This window comes from Rheinheimera metallidurans, from assembly GCF_036983985.1.
Classification (GTDB): domain Bacteria; phylum Pseudomonadota; class Gammaproteobacteria; order Enterobacterales; family Alteromonadaceae; genus Alishewanella; species Alishewanella metallidurans.
Genome location: NZ_JALAHQ010000002.1, coordinates 181,726 through 198,867 on the forward strand (window position 1 = coordinate 181,726; position 17,142 = coordinate 198,867).

Annotated in this window: 16 protein-coding genes; 6 read left to right on the forward strand and 10 right to left on the reverse strand. The window is 44.0% G+C overall.

Annotated elements, in window-relative coordinates; genetic code table 11:
* Nucleotide 1: 1 nt before the first annotated feature.
* From pbp4b to MN199_RS06245, 9 genes are all read right to left on the reverse strand, one after another.
* Nucleotides 2-1,675, reverse strand: a complete 1,674-nt coding sequence (pbp4b, locus tag MN199_RS06205; protein ID WP_335738797.1) for a penicillin binding protein PBP4B — start codon at nt 1,673-1,675, stop codon at nt 2-4.
* 10 nt (nt 1,676-1,685) lie between these two features.
* Nucleotides 1,686-2,813, reverse strand: a complete 1,128-nt coding sequence (locus MN199_RS06210; RefSeq protein ID WP_335738798.1) for a M14 family metallopeptidase — start codon at nt 2,811-2,813, stop codon at nt 1,686-1,688.
* 152 nt (nt 2,814-2,965) lie between these two features.
* A complete protein-coding gene (locus tag MN199_RS06215) occupies nt 2,966-4,468 on the reverse strand; it encodes a glyceraldehyde-3-phosphate dehydrogenase (protein WP_472511583.1) in 1,503 nt (500 codons plus the stop codon).
* A gap of 74 nt (nt 4,469-4,542) precedes the next feature.
* The gene (gene msrB, locus MN199_RS06220) at nt 4,543-4,929 is read right to left on the reverse strand and encodes a peptide-methionine (R)-S-oxide reductase MsrB (protein WP_132583506.1); all 387 of its coding nucleotides are present in this window, start codon (nt 4,927-4,929) and stop codon (nt 4,543-4,545) included.
* 14 nt (nt 4,930-4,943) lie between these two features.
* Complete coding sequence (locus MN199_RS06225) at nt 4,944-5,459, reverse strand: hypothetical protein (protein ID WP_335738799.1); 516 nt, start codon at nt 5,457-5,459, stop codon at nt 4,944-4,946.
* A 134-nt stretch (nt 5,460-5,593) separates the two neighbouring features.
* Complete coding sequence (locus tag MN199_RS06230) at nt 5,594-7,057, reverse strand: catalase (RefSeq protein ID WP_335738800.1); 1,464 nt, start codon at nt 7,055-7,057, stop codon at nt 5,594-5,596.
* Nucleotides 7,058-7,283: 226 nt separating this feature from the next.
* Nucleotides 7,284-8,474, reverse strand: coding sequence for a formate-dependent phosphoribosylglycinamide formyltransferase (gene purT, locus MN199_RS06235; protein ID WP_207903045.1), 1,191 nt, complete (start codon nt 8,472-8,474; stop codon nt 7,284-7,286).
* Nucleotides 8,471-10,000 (reverse strand): NADP-dependent phosphogluconate dehydrogenase, encoded by a 1,530-nt coding sequence (gene gndA, locus MN199_RS06240; protein ID WP_335738801.1) that lies wholly within the window; start codon nt 9,998-10,000, stop codon nt 8,471-8,473. The genes purT and gndA overlap by 4 nt, the downstream gene beginning before the upstream one ends.
* A 111-nt stretch (nt 10,001-10,111) precedes the next feature.
* Nucleotides 10,112-11,110, reverse strand: coding sequence for a 4-alpha-glucanotransferase (locus MN199_RS06245; protein ID WP_335738802.1), 999 nt, complete (start codon nt 11,108-11,110; stop codon nt 10,112-10,114).
* 208 nt (nt 11,111-11,318) lie between these two features.
* Between MN199_RS06245 and gap the strand changes: the two genes are divergently transcribed.
* Both gap and MN199_RS06255 read left to right on the forward strand, forming a co-directional pair.
* Nucleotides 11,319-12,329: a type I glyceraldehyde-3-phosphate dehydrogenase gene (gene gap / locus MN199_RS06250; RefSeq protein ID WP_335738803.1), complete on the forward strand. Its 1,011-nt coding sequence runs from the start codon at nt 11,319-11,321 to the stop codon at nt 12,327-12,329.
* Nucleotides 12,330-12,344: 15 nt separating this feature from the next.
* On the forward strand, nt 12,345-13,229 hold the full coding sequence (locus tag MN199_RS06255; RefSeq protein WP_335738804.1) for an aldose epimerase family protein: 885 nt from the start codon (nt 12,345-12,347) through the stop codon (nt 13,227-13,229).
* A 3-nt stretch (nt 13,230-13,232) separates the two neighbouring features.
* Here MN199_RS06255 and MN199_RS06260 read toward each other — a convergent pair whose 3' ends face one another.
* Complete coding sequence (locus MN199_RS06260) at nt 13,233-13,619, reverse strand: hypothetical protein (RefSeq protein ID WP_335738805.1); 387 nt, start codon at nt 13,617-13,619, stop codon at nt 13,233-13,235.
* Nucleotides 13,620-13,897: 278 nt separating this feature from the next.
* Between MN199_RS06260 and ccoN the strand changes: the two genes are divergently transcribed.
* The 4 genes from ccoN to ccoP are packed head-to-tail and all read left to right on the forward strand — an operon-like array spanning nt 13,898 to nt 17,105.
* Nucleotides 13,898-15,325 (forward strand): cytochrome-c oxidase, cbb3-type subunit I, encoded by a 1,428-nt coding sequence (gene ccoN / locus MN199_RS06265; RefSeq protein WP_335738806.1) that lies wholly within the window; start codon nt 13,898-13,900, stop codon nt 15,323-15,325.
* Nucleotides 15,326-15,335: 10 nt separating this feature from the next.
* Entirely contained in the window at nt 15,336-15,947 is a 612-nt protein-coding gene (gene ccoO / locus MN199_RS06270; RefSeq protein WP_132583523.1) for a cytochrome-c oxidase, cbb3-type subunit II, read from the forward strand.
* Between the two features lie 5 nt (nt 15,948-15,952).
* Entirely contained in the window at nt 15,953-16,132 is a 180-nt protein-coding gene (locus MN199_RS06275; RefSeq protein ID WP_132583525.1) for a cbb3-type cytochrome oxidase subunit 3, read from the forward strand.
* Nucleotides 16,125-17,105: a cytochrome-c oxidase, cbb3-type subunit III gene (ccoP, locus tag MN199_RS06280; RefSeq protein WP_335738807.1), complete on the forward strand. Its 981-nt coding sequence runs from the start codon at nt 16,125-16,127 to the stop codon at nt 17,103-17,105. The genes MN199_RS06275 and ccoP overlap by 8 nt, the downstream gene beginning before the upstream one ends.
* Nucleotides 17,106-17,142: the final 37 nt, after the last annotated feature.

The window sequence follows — 17,142 nt, forward strand, 5'->3', positions numbered from 1 at the left end:
TTTAGTGCATCGCTTGGTATATTTTACTCATGATGCTGCCATACATACCAGTTTCAAACCTATCACCAGCAAAATAATAGCTGTTTTCACCCTCAGCTATTACAGCACTGTGTTTTTTGTTGGTTAATAACACCACAACCAGACCGTAATAGGGATCAATTAAAGTGGCAGTACCAGTCCAGCCAGTATGGCCAAATGCATATGCACTGGCGTAAGGGCCAAAATGCCAGTTTAAATCACCACCTACCGCAGTGCGCCAGCCCAAACCCATAGTATGATCAGACACTGACGGTCGCACAAATTGCTGCAGTATTGCTTGAGAAAATACCGGCGTTAAATTGTAACCACCATGCAGTGCTAACATTGCCAACCTCGCGGTTTCACGAGCAGTAGAAAACAAACCGGCATGCCCCGCTACGCCATCAAAAGCATAACGCGCTTTTTCATCGTGTACATTGCCGCGCACGATACCGCCTTTATCTGCAGGAAAACTAACTCTACCGCCGCGACTATTGCCATCAAGCTCGGTAGCAGCGATTTGCGTTATTGGCACACCTTTACGTAAAGGGTTGAACAGGGTGTTATTGAGGCCCATTGGTTGATACAAACTGTGTTCTAGATAATCATCTTGCCGTTTGCCTGTTATGCGTTCAATAACTAAGCCAAGCAACATGTAGTCAATATCGCTATATATCGACTTAGTACCACGCTCGCGTTCAAACGGCACCTTGCTGGCAATAAGCTGCATACTGCGTTCACGGTTTAAGGAGTAAAACATTGCACCATGACGATTGTCAGGGCGATGAAAATGCACTTCAGGCGGATAACCGGCATTATGATAGAGTAAATCGCGAACCAAACGCTGCTCTCGGCCATCACCTTGGTATTCATTAATATAATGCTGGATTGGTAAATTAACATCCAACAAGCCCAATTGTACTAAATGCATAATGGCATAGTTGGTAGCGTACATTTTGGTATTAGAGGCTAAATCAAATAAGGTGTTGCTGTGCATAGGCTCAGGGTTAGCCAGTGGCGAGCCATCGCTATTATATCGATTAGCATAGCCATAAGCGGTCTCTTTTATTACCTTGCCATCTTTAACAATTAGCAGCACAGCCCCGGGGAAGCCTTGCGCGACTTCGCGATTAATTAGCGAATCTAGCTGGGCAAGCTCAGTTAATGAAAAACCGGCCTGCTCGGCTGAACCATCTTGTAACATGGGATAAGGTAAAACCACACGCACCGAAGCGCCAAGTGGTTGAATATCAACGAGTGCTAACTGATTCAGCCCGTTACGCGTTACACTACCAATGTCAAAAGCAAGCTGTTTACCCAAGCTAGCTGAAGGGGAAAGTGATAATACATGGCCATTAATATTCAAGCTAACACTCTGTGCCGTGCCTAAATCTAACAATAATTGGCCCTGACCTTTATAAGCCCAAAAGCTAGCGTGGTTATTTACTAACGCACGTTTACTGCTAGTTTCTGGCCAATTTACATCTAGCTGCCCCACCTTGCTCGTCATACTACTAAGCACGGCTTGTTGCTGCTCAGTTTGTTGACTAACAGGTAATGGCGATACGGCTAACCAGTGTTGTAATGAAACACAACCCACTAAAAGCTGCAGCGCTATTAATAGCACTGTAGCTTTTAGGCTGGTGCATAATGACACGGTATAAAACTTAACGTAGCTGATCGACTACGGCCAAGGTGGCAGTAAGTATGTCTTGCCCAAGTTTCATTGAGCGAATATCTGACCAGCCATAGGCGTCGTCAGGTAAGTTAGCATTGTCTTTAAACGGCATTTCAACAGTATACGCTAAGCATTTAAACTGCTCGCCTACCCACGTTGTCGCCAAGGTCATATTAGCTTTACCTGGTTCATCTAACTCATAACCAAACTCTGTTTGAAACTCTGGTGTCACGGTTAATAGCGTTTGCTTAAACTGGGTTTCTAACGCTTTAATCCGGTCGTTGTATGAAGGTACGCCTTCAGTGCCAGCAACAAAGTTATACGGCAGGTTTTCATCGCCGTGCATATCGAGGAACATATCAACGCCGATTTCGAGCATTTTTTGCCGTACTAGATACACTTCAGGGCTTTTCTCCATGCTTGGTGTTAACCATTCACGGTTTAAATTCGCCCCTGCCGCGTTAGTGCGTAAATGGCCACGCACTGAACCATCTGGATTCATATTTGGCACAATGTAAAACACCGCTTTGTTTAATAAAGCCCGAGCTACGCCATCATCTTCATCCAGCAGGCGCTCTAACAAGCCTTCAACTAGCCATTCGGCCATACTTTCGCCAGGGTGTTGACGCGCCGTGATCCAAATTTTCTTTTTGCCTGCTTCTGGCTCACCCACTACTAGCATGCTCATATCACGACCATCTAGCGTTTCACCTAGCTCCACCAACTGACAGTTATAATCTAACTGTGTTTGGTGCAATAAATCCATGTGTCGCTCGTAGCTGTATGGCGCAAAATAAGCAAAATAAACCGATTCAGCTTCAGGGAAATGTTTAATCGTTAGCGTTGTACCATCGTACTCGGTTTCCACGCGAAACCAGCTTTGCCGATCATAAGACGCCACAGCTTGATAGTCTTTCCAGCCATCAGGATACGCTGAAGTACCAGCATTAGTAATTTTTAAGGTATGTAGTTCTGCGTGTTCAGTGCTTAAACGAAAGTGAAACCACTGATAAAAGTCTGATTCGTTATCTTTACGGATAGCCAGCTGAATATTATCTGGAGAGTCAGCTTGTATTACTTCGATGTTACCACTGTCAAAATTGCTGGTGATTTTCATAATGTAAATCCAATGCCCTTAAAGGTAAAAATACTAATACAGACCAATGCAACAACCTGCAACAAAGAAACTGTATTACGATGTATGAGATTCTAACAGGTTAAGACAAAAGAAAAAGCCGCATTAAAGCGGCTTTACAACAAAGTAGCGAATTAACGCGCTACTGGCAGGGTTGGATACTTAATACCCGCCATATCATTCATTACACGAATAACCTGAGTGCTATAACCAAACTCATTGTCATACCATACATAAAGTACGCAGCGATCGCCATCCACAATAGTTGCTTGCGAATCGACGACACCAGCATAGCGTGAACCGACCAAATCAGAGGATACGATTTCTGTTGAAGCGGTAAAATCGATTTGATCCTGTAATTCAGAAAACAGTGACGTACGCTGCAGAAAATCATTCATTTCATCGCGGTTGGTTTCACGGTTTAGGTTCAGTGACAAAATAGCCATAGATACATTCGGTGTAGGTACACGTATCGCGTTACCAGTTAATTTGCCTTTTAACTGCGGTAATGCTTTCGATACTGCGCTGGCAGCACCGGTTGAAGTAAGTACCATATTCAGTGGTGCAGCACGACCACGACGCTCCGCGCTGTGGAAGTTATCAATCAGGTTTTGATCGTTCGTATACGAGTGCACGGTTTCGACGTGACCATTACGAATACCGTATTCATCTTCCAACGCTTTTAATACTGGAGTAATCGCATTGGTTGTGCAGCTAGCGGCGGAAACAATTTTGTGCTCAGGTAAAATCATGTGTTGGTTTACGCCATACACGATATTTGGCACGTCACCTTTAGCGGGCGCGGTAAGCAATACTTTGACTGCACCTTTGCTTTTAAAATGAATACTCAGTTCTTGATCGTCTTTCCAGATACCGGTGTTATCAACAATCAGCGCGTTGTTAATGCCGTACTGGGTATAATCTACTAATTCTGGTGAATTAGCATAGATAACTTTAATGAAAGTGCCGTTAGCTTTTATGCCTTGGTTTTCTTCATCAACGGTAATACTGCCGTTAAATGGGCCGTGAATTGAATCGCGGCGTAGCAAGCTAGCACGTTTTTCTAAATCACCTTTTTTACCGCCACGCACCACAATGGCACGTAACCGTAACTTTGTGCTTGGGCCGTTACGTTCTAACATTAAGCGCGCTAATAAACGGCCGATACGACCAAAACCGTACAACACAACGTCTACTGGTTTTACTTGATCTTCATGATCCAGAATGTCAGCCAGCTCATGGGCTAAGTAGCTGTCTAAGCTAACACCATTAGCGGCATTTTTATAAATATAAGCATAAGCAAGTTTGCCAATATCAACACGACCCGGCGCAAGCTTCATTTGACTGATGGCTTCTAATAGCGGGAAACTTTCGCGTAAGCGTAGTTTTTGCCCTTCAAAACGCTCAACACTTTTGTGCGCTTTAATAATATCTATGGTAGTGGCATTAACTAATGGGCGGCCATAAACCACCACTTCAATACCTTTATTACGATACAACCGTCCAATGATTGGTTGCATATTCTCGGCATATTCTTGGCGTTCCTGCCAGCTCTTCTGGTACTGTTCTTCGTGCGATAGGGTCATGTGTAGGCCTTTTACTTCAATAATATGAATTAATCGGTTTTGCCAAAGCACGGCTACGCCGCATAACGCTTTGCCGGCGCGTATTGTAATAGAAGTTGAAAGGTAACAACAACAGTTACAGCTTTTTATTTGTCTTTAGCGTTAAAACTAAGTGATACCGAGTTAACACAATAGCGATCACCGGTTGGTGCAGGACCATCATTAAATACGTGACCAAGATGGGCGTCACAGTTCGCGCAGAGTATTTCGGTGCGGTTCATACCATGAGTGTTGTCTGGCTGATATTTTACCTTGTTAGCTATAGCTTGATAAAAGCTCGGCCAACCGCAGCCAGCATCAAATTTAGTACTCGAGTTAAATAATTCGTTGCCACAGCAAACACAGTGATAACTGCCTCGTTGTTCATTGTGCAACAAGCTGCCGCTAAATGGATGTTCAGTACCTTTTAATCGAGTTACGCGGTACTGCTCGTCCGTTAATCGGTTACGCCATTCATCTTCTGTAAGGTGCATATTAATGGTCTCGCTTATTCGGCAAATAATTTCGCTATTGTACGGTGATAATGCGTTGCTGGTTTAGCTTTTGGCTGCTGCAAGGCATCAACTACTTGACGAAAGTGCGCATCAGTGTCGGCTAAAATAAAGCTATAACCGCCATTAGCACTAACAAAAATAGTCATACTTAACTGGACTGCACCATTGTTGCTACGAATAAAGTTAAGGCTGTCGCGAACCGGATATTTATCAATGCTGTAATTAAAAAATTGTAGCGCAAATTCTATTTGCTGAAATGATGTTGGAAAGTCGGCTCTTGTCGCATAATAGCGACTAAACGCGCGCGAAATTTCTTCTTTGGGTGCAAAAGCAATAGCACTTGGTGTCGCTCGAGTAAATTGCAATTTGCAATGTCCTGGGGCTTTTTGCTCAATAATTTTCCAGCACGGTTTATTTTGTTCGATAGAAAAATCGACGGCTGATTTAGCACTTAACGCACAGCTAAAAAAAATAGCGCCGATCAGGCATACTTGCCGCAGTACTGACACCACTCCTCCGTGACAACTTTATACAACATTTACAGCGTAAACACGCAGTCAGTATTTCTTTATAATATTAAATTGTGACAAATTCAATGTATTGTTTTTGCCCTTGACCAGAATACTGACCAAGGGCAAATGTATTATTTCTCTACATCGTTTAAGCTAATTCCCATCGCTTTTGCAATGCCGGCACCATATGCAGGATCAGCTTTTAAGCAATGGCGTATATGTCGATTTCTAACCATCTCATCAACATTAGTCAGCTCTGCTGCGGTATTATTAAACAGTATTTGTTGCTTCTCGGCAGACATAAGTCGAAATAAATTACCCGGCTGGGTAAAGTAATCTTCATCGTCATCGCGGTAGTTCCAGTTATAAGCGGCTCCTGATAACTCTAACGGCGGTTCTTTCGCTGCTGGGCACTCTTGCCACAAGCCTAAACTATTAGGTTCATAGGCCTTAGCGCTACCATAGTTACCATCAACCCGCATCGCACCATCACGATGAAAGCTAGACACTGGGCAACGTGGTTGATTCACCGGAATATGGCTATGGTTAACCCCTAACCGATAGCGCTGTGTATCACCATAAGAAAATAAACGCCCTTGCAGCATTTTATCTGGCGAGAAGCCGATGCCAGGTACAATACTCGCAGGATTAAATGCCGCTTGCTCGACTTCAGCAAAATAGTTTTCTGGATTTCTATTTAATTCAAAGGTACCAACATCAATTAATGGATAATCAGCGTGTGGCCATACCTTAGATAAATCAAACGGATGGAAACGATACGTCGCCGCATCTTTCTCCGGCATAATTTGTACTTTAAAGTCCCAACGAGGGAAATCACCGCGTTCAATCGCCCCGTATAAATCACGTTGGTGGCTTTCACGGTCTTTACCGATAATTGCCTCTGCTTCGGCGTTACTTAAGTTTTCAATGCCTTGCTGGCATTTAAAGTGAAATTTAACCCAAAATCGTTCGTTAGCCGCATTAATAAAGCTGAAAGTATGGCTGCCAAAACCATGCATATGGCGGTAGCTACGAGGAATACCTCGGTCACTCATTACTATGGTAATTTGGTGCAGCGCTTCGGGTAGCAGGGTCCAAAAATCCCAGTTACTTTGTGCGCTACGCAAGTTAGTGCGCGGATCGCGCTTTACCGCGTGATTAAGATCCGGGAATTTTAGTGGATCACGCATAAAGAAAACTGGCGTGTTATTACCCACCATGTCCCAGTTGCCCTCTTCAGTATAAAACTTAAGAGCAAAACCGCGAATGTCGCGCTCAGCATCAGCCGCACCGCGTTCACCGGCTACGGTAGAGAAACGTGCAAACATCTCAGTTTTTTTACCAATTTCAGCAAACAACTTAGCTTTAGTATACTTGGTAATGTCGTGGGTAACGGTAAAAGTACCATAAGCTCCAGAGCCTTTAGCGTGCATACGACGCTCTGGAATAACTTCACGGTCAAAGTGGGCGAGTTTTTCTAAAAACCAAAAATCTTGCATTAATAAAGGCCCACGTGGCCCTGCCGTCATCGAGTTTTGGTTATCAGCCACAGGACAGCCATTGGTCGTGGTTAATTTTTTTGTTTTATCACTCATATTATTGTCCCTGTTAAATAGCATCTGCTCATTTAAATATCTGCATGTGAATAATTATAGTAGTTAAGATAAAGCTAAAGTGTGTTTAGCCCAAACTAGCAGTTTAATCATAACTTAGCAAAGTACATTTTCACGCCAGACTGGTTTATAAAAGACAAAAGAGTACAACAGCCGTTGCAGTGATTAACAGCTGTGGTACTAACGATGCGTATAAAGGTTAGATGAACTAGTTGAGTGTTACGCTTAACTTGCTTATTACCTGTAGCGCTTTAGCCGTGGCGGCTTCAGTGCTGTCGCTTAGCGCTAGTGCAACGCCCATTCGGCGTTCACCCTGCACTTCTGGTTTAGCAAAAATACGCAGTTCAGTATCGGGTTCAGCTAAGGCAGCTGCTAAACCATAGTATTGAATATTTTCACTATGGCCAGGTACCAGTAACACAGCCGATGCGGCTGGGCCAAAATGTTTTATTTGCGGAATAGGCAAACCTAAAATTGCCCGAGCATGCAGCGCAAATTCGCTAAGCTGCTGTGATATTAAGGTAACCATGCCAGTATCATGTGGCCGTGGTGATACCTCAGAAAAATACACCTGGTCGCCTTTAATAAATAGCTCTACGCCAAATACGCCATACCCTCCTAATGCCTCAACTACGGCTTTAGCGCAGGCTTTGGCGGCATCTAACGCTGCGATACTCATCGCTTGCGGCTGCCAGCTTTCACGATAATCACCGTGTTCTTGGCGATGACCAATCGGCTGACAATATTGAATCCCGGACACCGAATTTACCGTTAACAAGGTAATTTCGTAATCAAAGTCGATAAAACCTTCAACAATGACTCGACCTTTACCAGCGCGACCACCGTCTTGTGCATATAGCCAAGCGGCATCTATGTCGGCGTCAGTGCGCAGTAAACTTTGACCTTTGCCACTTGATGACATAATAGGTTTAACTAAACAGGGGTAACCTATTGCCTGTATTGCCGCAACAAAACTGTTTTTATCATTAGCAAATTGGTACGGAGACGTAGCCAAACCTAACTCTTGTGCAGCTAAGTGGCGAATACCCTCTCGATTCATGGTTAAATTTACCGCTTTAGCACTGGGCACCACATTAAAACCGCAATCTTCAAGCTCAATCAGTACCGAGGTCGCTATAGCTTCCAGCTCCGGTACGATTAACGCTGGCTTTTCCGTAATTACCAACTGGCGTAGCGCGGCATTATCTAGCATCGACATAACCACCGCTTTATCGGCTACTTGCATAGCCGGCGCATTGGGATAACGGTCTACCGCGACAACTTCGCAGCCATAACGTTTTAATTCAATACAGAGCTCTTTGCCTAGCTCGCCAGCACCAAGTAATAATACTTTGGTGCTGCTAGCCGTACCGGGTGTACCTATATACTTAAACATCATTTTATTTTCACCATTGGTCGCTGTGGGTGGCTCCACTCAACGTGGTACATCTTACCTTTGCTTTTATCCGTACGTTCAAAAGTGTGGGCACCAAAGTAATCGCGCTGCCCTTGCAATAAATTAGCGGGTAGCACAGCAGTGCGGTAAGAATCGTAATAACTTAGCGCTGAACTCAGCGCCGCTACCGGGATACCAGCTAAGGTGGCATTAGCCACGGCTTTACGCCAATTTTGCTGATAAATTGAAATCTGCTTAGCGAAGAATGGATCTAGTAACAGGTTTTCTAGCTCTTCATTGCGCTCATAAGCTTGTGCAATAGACTGCAAAAATACTGCACGAATAATACAACCTGCCCGCCATATTTTTGCAATTTCAGCAAAATTAAGCTGCCAGCCATGCTCATCGGCAGCCGTTTTCATCAGGTGAAAACCTTGCGCATAAACGCAAATTTTGGCGCAATATAGCGCATCATGTAACGCGTTTATAATGTCTTGTTTTTGCTCAGCGCATATCGGGTTTTGTGCTGGGCCCGCTAACACCGTAGCGGCTTTTATGCGTTCATGTTTAAGTGCAGACAACGAACGCGCATAAACAGCTTCGGCAATAGTTGGCGATGGGCTACCAAGCTGCAAACTGCTCACCGCAGTCCATAAACCGGTACCTTTTTGCCCCGCTTTGTCCATTATTACATCAACCAGCGGCAGGCCGGTTTCAGAATCTTTAGTGGCTAGCACATCGGCACTAATGCCAATTAAATAACTGTGCAGCTTGCCTTCGTTCCACTGTTTAAATACCTCAGCAATATCTGCAGCTGGCATAGCTAACACATCACGCATGATCTGGTACGCTTCACAAATAAGCTGCATGTCAGCGTATTCAATGCCGTTATGAACCATTTTCACATAGTGACCTGAGCCGCTAGGGCCAATATAGGTCGCACAAGGTTCGCCTTCGGTTACCGGATTGCCCGGTTCAAAACGTTCAATAGGTTTGCCGCTAACTGGGTCAACCTTGGCCGCAATGGCTTGCCATAGCGGTTTAATTCGTGTCCACGCATAAGGGTCGCCACTTGGCATTAACGATGGGCCAAACCGCGCGCCAACCTCACCGCCAGAAACAGCAGTAGAAAAGAAAATAAATTTACCTTCATAGTTCTTCTCGCGAGCGACAGTGTCGGTCCATAAGCTGTTGCCCGTATCAACAATAATGTCATCAGCATGAATGCCAGCATCAATAAGCTTTAAACAAACATCGTCTACGGCTTTGCCTGCAGGTACCGATAACACGATAAGATGAGGTGCAGACAACCGTGACAGTAATTCAGTGTAGGAACGACAGGCAACAACGCGTGCGGCTTTATCACCGCGCTCTACTTTATCTTGCGCCAATACCGCATCCAGCTTCTGATGGTCTAAATCAAATGCGGCCACGCGATAACCATTATCAGCCAAATTTAGAATAAGGTTTTTACCCATTACCCCGGCGCCAACAAAACCGATGTCACAAAGTGCGGTGGTGTCTGTCATCTGACATTCCTATATTATTTTTCATTTTGCCAGTTAAAGCCCAGGCTAACATATGGCATATAAACGGTGCGCATTATACTGAAAACATAGAAGCAAGCCTACCGCTGCTTTTTATACCACTGCAACGCCGTATGCCTGCAATATATCCAGCATCCCCTCTGGTGCGTCATCGGGTTTATTACAGGTTATGAGCACGTTATTACGCTGACTTTCTAACGCTAAGACACCAAGTAAATCCATAAACGGATAATAGACGTACGCTCCAGCACCAACGGTTTGTTCTGTTTTCGGCAACCACCAGAGCCTTAGTAGTGCCATAATATTTTCGATATGTAGCACATTAGTACCGTGCATATTGGTTCGCAGTAAATCGATAAATGGCTGATAAGCTTGCCGATACAGCTGATATGGATAGATGGGCGCTATATTCAGGTTTATACCGGATGGCTCGATTAGGCTTGGCGGGCTACCAATACTAGCATCTACGCAATGTAATTCTGTACTACCTAAGGTTTCGCTTAATGCTGCATCCACACCTAGTGCAGAACCCGCAGACAAGCCATATAACTGCAAAGCCGTGCGTTTAAGTTGTTGCCCTTTAACAGCATCAGGTTGATAGCAAACACCAGAGCTAATAATTACGCTTTGTGTTGCGACACCGTCCACTACCTGTAATTGATGATAGCCAACCGGCAGTTGCAATGGCAGTGCATGCTGGTACTGGTGATACTCGTCTTCATCTAATACCACCATTTGAGTTAGCTCTCCATCAACGGGGGTTAGGCTAAACGAATGTGTTTGGCCATCTTCACGGGTTAACAATAAGGCTAACGGCTCATTTGCCTGCGCTAACGCAACCTGGATTAATAGCTGATGCGGTTCGTCACTTTGCTGTACTGATACCGCTTGCAATGGCCGCAACCAAAAATCAAGCTGGCGCATTAATAATTGCAGCTGGGCGCTTTCTTCGTCTTCGGTATCAAAACCATGGGCTTTAAGCAGTGCTAATTGCTGTATATCGCTAATCGCAGTGTGCTTACCCCAAGCGTCAGTATATTCTGTTTCAATACCGCAAAATGCGGTTAACTCAGCTATTAAGCCGGCATCCATAATAAACCCCTAGTTGTTTTAATTAGCGATGTTAATAGCTGGCGCACATTTTAGGTGGCATAGCGGTCAATGTCATTGTTCATTTTCGTTATTTAGTTACACCATTTGCACTTAATTACGTTTTTAGCTTGAAAAAATCAGCATTAGGTGTAATTTAATTACACAAAGCAATTTAAAGGTTTTTAATTTTTATTTATTGGGGGGTAACATGACTATTCGTGTAGCAATTAATGGTTTTGGCCGTGTTGGCCGTAACGTACTGCGCGCATTGTACGAAAGTAATAAACATTACGATATTAAGATCGTGGCTATTAATGATTTGGGTGATGCCGCTATCAACGCGCATTTATTAAAATACGATACCACCCACGGAATTTTTGCTGCGAATGTTGAGCACAACGAGACCGCCATTTATGTTAACCAAGACGAAATTATTACGCTTAGTGAGCGCAGCCCAGAAAAGCTACCATGGAAACAACTAAATATTGATGTTGTACTTGAGTGTACCGGCCTATTTACACACCGCAAAACGGCAAGTGCACATATAGACGCAGGAGCAAAAAAGGTAATTATTTCCGCGCCGGGTAAAGAAGTTGATGCCACAATTGTTTATGGCGTGAATCACCATATTTTAACAGCGGATATGAGTATTATTTCCAGTGCATCGTGCACTACTAACTGTTTAGCCCCTGTTGCTAAGTCACTTAATGATGCCTTGGGTATTGAGTCAGGTTTAATGACCACCATTCATGCCTACACTAATGACCAACGTTTAACCGATGTTTACCATACTGATGTTCGCCGTGCTCGCGCTGCTGCGATGTCGATGATCCCAACAAAAACCGGTGCGGCAGCAGCAGTAGGTTTAGTGGTGCCAGAATTGGCGGGTAAATTTGATGGCTTAGCCGTACGCGTACCAACACTAAACGTCTCATTGGTCGATTTAACCTTTATTGCCAACCGCGACACTAGCGTGACAGAAGTTAATAATATTATTCGTCAGGCTTGTGCCTCTGGCCCTATGGCGGAGGTTTTAGCAGTAAACGATTTATCTTTGGTTTCAATCGATTTTAACCATAACCCTAAATCGTCTATTTTTGATGCCACCGAAACTCGCGTTAATGGCCGTTTGATTAAAGTTATGAGCTGGTACGATAACGAATGGGGCTTTAGCAACCGTATGTTAGATAATACGGTAGAGTTAATGAAACACGTATAATGGTTTGCTGGCAAAATGAGAACTAACGACGATATTGAGCATGTAGCCGCAATAACTGAGCAGCTTGGTTTTGCACACCTAGACGATTTGCCATGCTTAAGGCTGCAATTTGGCCAAGCGACGGCCGTCATTGCGTTATATGGTGCACAGGTATTGTCGTATCAGCCGCGAAACAACCAGGAAATACTCTGGTTATCGCCGCTGGCGACATGGCATAACCAAACGCCGATCCGCGGCGGCGTGCCAATCTGCTGGCCATGGTTTGGTGCTATTTCACCGATATTAAATCCTGAGCAGTTGGCATTACCTAATCATGGCTTGGTTAGAACGCAGTTATGGCAGCTCAAAAGTAAACACTGCAGTGCTGAGGGCGTAAGCGTAACCTTAGAAACCACTATTGCCTATCAACCTTGGTTTAGTAAAACGCCCAATACTGCGACAAAAATAACGCTGCAACTGCAGCTAACCTTAGCGCAACAGCTACAAATAAACCTGCGCTGTAATGACGCAATTGTGCAGCAAGCCGCTTTACATAGTTACTTTAAAGTAGACGATATAAGCCAAACACAGGTACAGCCTTTACCGTTAACTTATATTGACACTACTTGTGCACAAGTGGTGACAAGTAAAGCGAATACCGCGACGTTCTGCACTGAAGTTGATCGAATATATCAACACAGCGAGCCTATGTTAAAAATACAAAACAGTAACCTTAGCGTTGGTATTGAACAAATTGGACATGACGCTACCGTAATATGGAACCCTTGGCGCGAAAGAAGCGCTAAAATGACCGATCTAACCGAGCAAAGCTATAAAGAGTTTATTTGTGTAGAAACGGCGAAATTGGCGTTAGATACTGCTGCGCCGCTAAACTTGACGCAACACATAACCTTATTATAGCCCTTACCAACTAGATGTAAGTTGTTGTTTTATTTTGAGTTTTTCACCACCCTCAAACAGCACGTCTAACTCTAATTGCCATAACATGTTTGGCTCGCTACAAGCACCTAACAAAAATTCGCTCTGCCAAACCTCTTGTTGTTGGCTAAATTTAAGCGGAATTTTACCCATATACATTGAGATACCAGTGATCTCGCCACTGACACTCACCACATTTTTAGCATTAAGGTGCAACTGTAATGGCGTTTCTACTGGTGCATTGCCCGGTGTTAACTGTAGAGCTAATTCAGGATCAGAATAAAGCAAATACGAAGAATCATCGGTAATATCAACAGGCTGGCAACTAACAATTGCGAATAACCATAAAAAGAAAATAAAACGTTGCAGCATAAACCACCACTAAGCCTGAGTGTAATGCCGTATTGTACGCAGTTTTACGAAAAAGCCTCAAACATCGACTACACTTGTTCACTTATTAACCAGCAACTTTATCCTAAATCATAAAACACGCTGTTTCACCTATCTTTTTAGGGGCAAAACCCTTAGTATAAAGGGCCACTTTGGCGAGTAACACACGGCAAGTACTGCGTATGTTATTTGTCTAGAACAAGAATGGCTGCACCAGCAGCCGATATCAGTAACCAGCACAAACTGCAGCGGAACTCAACATGAGCCATACCACATCATTAAATGTTGACTACAACTATAGCATTGTCCGCCTATTTACCTTAACTACCGTATTTTGGGGAATAATAGGTATGACGGTGGGCGTGTTAATTGCGGCACAGTTATATTGGCCAGCATTAAACTTCGACACTCCTTGGTTAACCTATAGTCGTTTACGTCCTTTACATACCAGCGCGGTTATTTTCGCCTTTGGTACAAGCGCCCTCTTTGCTACTAGCTACTACGTAGTACAACGTACCAGCCAGGTTCGTCTATTTGCAGAAAAGCTAGCGCTCTTTACTTTCTGGGGCTGGCAAGCGGTAATTGTTTCGGCAGTTGTTACCTTACCTATGGGGTTAACCAGCACCAAAGAATACGCCGAATTAGAATGGCCGATTGATATTTTAATCCTTCTGGTTTGGGTATCTTATGCCATTGTATTCTTTGGTACTTTAGCTAAACGTAAAGTAAGCCACATTTATGTCGCCAACTGGTTCTTCGGCGGGTTTATTTTAACTGTTGCGGCATTACACGTTGTTAACAGTATGGCAATTCCGATCAGTGCATTTAAATCCTATTCTATTTACGCTGGCGCGGTTGATGCCATGATCCAGTGGTGGTACGGCCATAATGCGGTAGGTTTCCTGTTAACTGCAGGTTTCTTGGGTATGATGTACTATTTCGTTCCTAAACAGGCAGGTCGTCCGGTTTACTCTTACCGCTTATCGATTGTGCACTTTTGGGCATTAATCGCGTTATATATTTGGGCTGGCCCGCACCATTTACACTACACTGCCCTACCTGACTGGACTCAGTCATTAGGTATGGTGATGTCGGTTGTACTCTTTGTACCAAGCTGGGGCGGTATGATTAACGGTATTATGACCTTGTCTGGTGCTTGGCATAAGCTGAAAACTGACCCTATTTTACGCTTCTTAATTGTGTCGTTGTCTTTCTACGGTATGTCTACCTTTGAAGGCCCTATGATGGCAATTAAATCAGTAAACGCATTATCTCACTATACAGACTGGACTGTTGGCCACGTACACTCGGGGGCCTTAGGTTGGGTTGCAATGATCTCTATCGGTGCAATTTATCACCTTATTCCTGTGCTATATAAACAAGGTCGCATGTACAGTATTTCACTGATTAACACTCACTTCTGGTTACACACTATTGGTGTGGTGCTGTATATAGTAGCAATGTGGATTTCAGGTATTACTCAAGGCATGATGTGGCGCGCAGTTAACACTGACGGTACGTTAACGTACAGCTTTGTACAGAGCTTAGAAGCATCTAAACCATTCTATCTGATGCGTTTTATTGGTGGCGTCTTTGTTGTAGTAGGTATGTTATTAATGGCATACAACGTATATAAAACCGTACGTGCTAAAGATGAATCGTTACAACCTGTACCTGTAGCAGCGTAAGAGGAAAATCATGTCGAACAAGAATCATCATGAAAAAATTGAACGAAGTGTTGGCCTGTTAGCTATTTTAACTGTCGTTGCCATTAGCTTCGGTACACTTGTATTGATTACGCCGCTATTCTTTATGGATGAAATGACCCAACCTGTTGATGGTATGACACCTTATACCGCATTAGAGTTGGAAGGTCGTGATATCTACATTCGTGAAGGTTGCGTTGGTTGTCACACTCAAATGATACGTCCATTTCGCGCAGAAGTTGAACGTTATGGCCATTATTCTGTTGCGGGCGAAAGCGTTTGGGATCACCCTCACCTGTGGGGCTCTAAACGCACAGGCCCCGACTTAGCGCGCGTTGGCGCACGCTACAGTGACGATTGGCACCATGCTCATTTAATGGATCCACGTTCAGTTGTACCGCAATCGAATATGCCAGCATTTCCGTGGTTGGAAGAGAATCGTTTAGACGGCAAACTGACTGCACGGAAAATGGAAGTAATGCGGATGTTTGATATTCCCTACACTGATGAAGATATAGCTACAGCGTCTGAGTCGGTTAAGGGTAAAACAGAAATGCAGGCCCTGATTGCGTATTTGCAGTCGCTTGGCACACACTTGAAGTAATACTCATGGAATACACAACGTTACACAGTATTTTTACCGTGATTTTGTTTGTCGGCTTTATCGCCTTTGTTATTTGGGCATACAGCAAAAAACGTAAAACTGATTTTGATCAGGCGGCAAACCTAGTGTTTGAAGACGAACAAAAAGCACAACAAAAAACCAAACAGGAGTCAGATCATGAGTAACTTTTGGAGTGCTTGGATCATTGTGTTTACCCTTCCGGTGCTAATCGGTTGCGCGTTATTATTGAAATGGAACCTTAGCAACCACATTGGTGTAGCTGAAGATGAAACTACCGGACATGAAGCTGACGGTATTTCAGAGATCAACAACCCGCTGCCACGTTGGTGGACTTATATGTTCATTTTAACCTTGGTCTGGTCAGTGTTTTATTTAGCTGCATACCCAGGGTTAGGCCAATGGAAAGGTTTGTTTGGCTGGACTAGTTCTAACCAAGGCATTAAATCGTTAGAAGAGTCTCGTTTAGCTGTAGAGCAAAACCGTGCCGCAGGCAAGATGGTTGAACTTGACCGCGAAATGGCTCACGCCGATGAAGTATACGGCCCCGTTTTTCAGCAATTTGCTAAACGTGACGTATTAGATTTAGCCTATGACGATGAAGCAATTAAAATTGGTCAGCGTTTATTTTTGCAAAACTGCGCACTGTGCCATGGTTCAGACGCTCGTGGTCAGCAAGGTTTTCCTAACCTAACTGATAACGATTGGTTATATGGCGGCACTGCAGACAAAATTAAAGAAACGCTACTATATGGTCGTAAAGCAGCGATGCCAGCGTGGATTGATGCACTTGGCGAGCAAGGCGTTAAAGAAATGACGGCTTATGTACTTAGCTTATCAGGTCGTGTGGTAAATGATCGCGAAGCCGACGCAGGTAAAGCCAAGTTTGCAATGTGTGCGGCTTGTCATGGTGCTGATGGTAAAGGCAGTTTAGCGCATAATTTACCCTTTGGTGCGCCTAACCTGACTGATAACATTTGGTTATATGGTGGCTCAGCTAAAACTGTTGAAGAAACCTTAACCAAAGGCCGTAACGGTGAGATGCCTGCGTTCCAAAAAACGTTAGGTGAAGACAAGGTTCACATTTTAACTGCCTACGTCTACCGCTTAGCGCATCCAGATAAAGCGACTAGTCAATAGTCTGCAATTGCTTTGTATAATAATAGGCCCCATTTTG

Excerpts from the sequence above, each read along its gene's own strand:
- MN199_RS06255 (WP_335738804.1), top strand. The coding sequence starts at position 12,345 with ATGAGAACTAACGACGATATTGAGCATGTAGCCGCAATAACTGAGCAG.
- MN199_RS06245 (WP_335738802.1), bottom strand. The coding sequence starts at position 11,110 with ATGGATGCCGGCTTAATAGCTGAGTTAACCGCATTTTGCGGTATTGAA.
- ccoN (WP_335738806.1), top strand. The coding sequence starts at position 13,898 with ATGAGCCATACCACATCATTAAATGTTGACTACAACTATAGCATTGTC.
- gap (WP_335738803.1), top strand. The coding sequence starts at position 11,319 with ATGACTATTCGTGTAGCAATTAATGGTTTTGGCCGTGTTGGCCGTAAC.
- ccoP (WP_335738807.1), top strand. The coding sequence starts at position 16,125 with ATGAGTAACTTTTGGAGTGCTTGGATCATTGTGTTTACCCTTCCGGTG.
- MN199_RS06230 (WP_335738800.1), bottom strand. The coding sequence starts at position 7,057 with ATGAGTGATAAAACAAAAAAATTAACCACGACCAATGGCTGTCCTGTG.
- MN199_RS06210 (WP_335738798.1), bottom strand. The coding sequence starts at position 2,813 with ATGAAAATCACCAGCAATTTTGACAGTGGTAACATCGAAGTAATACAA.
- MN199_RS06260 (WP_335738805.1), bottom strand. The coding sequence starts at position 13,619 with ATGCTGCAACGTTTTATTTTCTTTTTATGGTTATTCGCAATTGTTAGT.
- purT (WP_207903045.1), bottom strand. The coding sequence starts at position 8,474 with ATGATGTTTAAGTATATAGGTACACCCGGTACGGCTAGCAGCACCAAA.
- msrB (WP_132583506.1), bottom strand. The coding sequence starts at position 4,929 with ATGCACCTTACAGAAGATGAATGGCGTAACCGATTAACGGACGAGCAG.
- MN199_RS06275 (WP_132583525.1), top strand. The coding sequence starts at position 15,953 with ATGGAATACACAACGTTACACAGTATTTTTACCGTGATTTTGTTTGTC.
- ccoO (WP_132583523.1), top strand. The coding sequence starts at position 15,336 with ATGTCGAACAAGAATCATCATGAAAAAATTGAACGAAGTGTTGGCCTG.
- gndA (WP_335738801.1), bottom strand. The coding sequence starts at position 10,000 with ATGACAGACACCACCGCACTTTGTGACATCGGTTTTGTTGGCGCCGGG.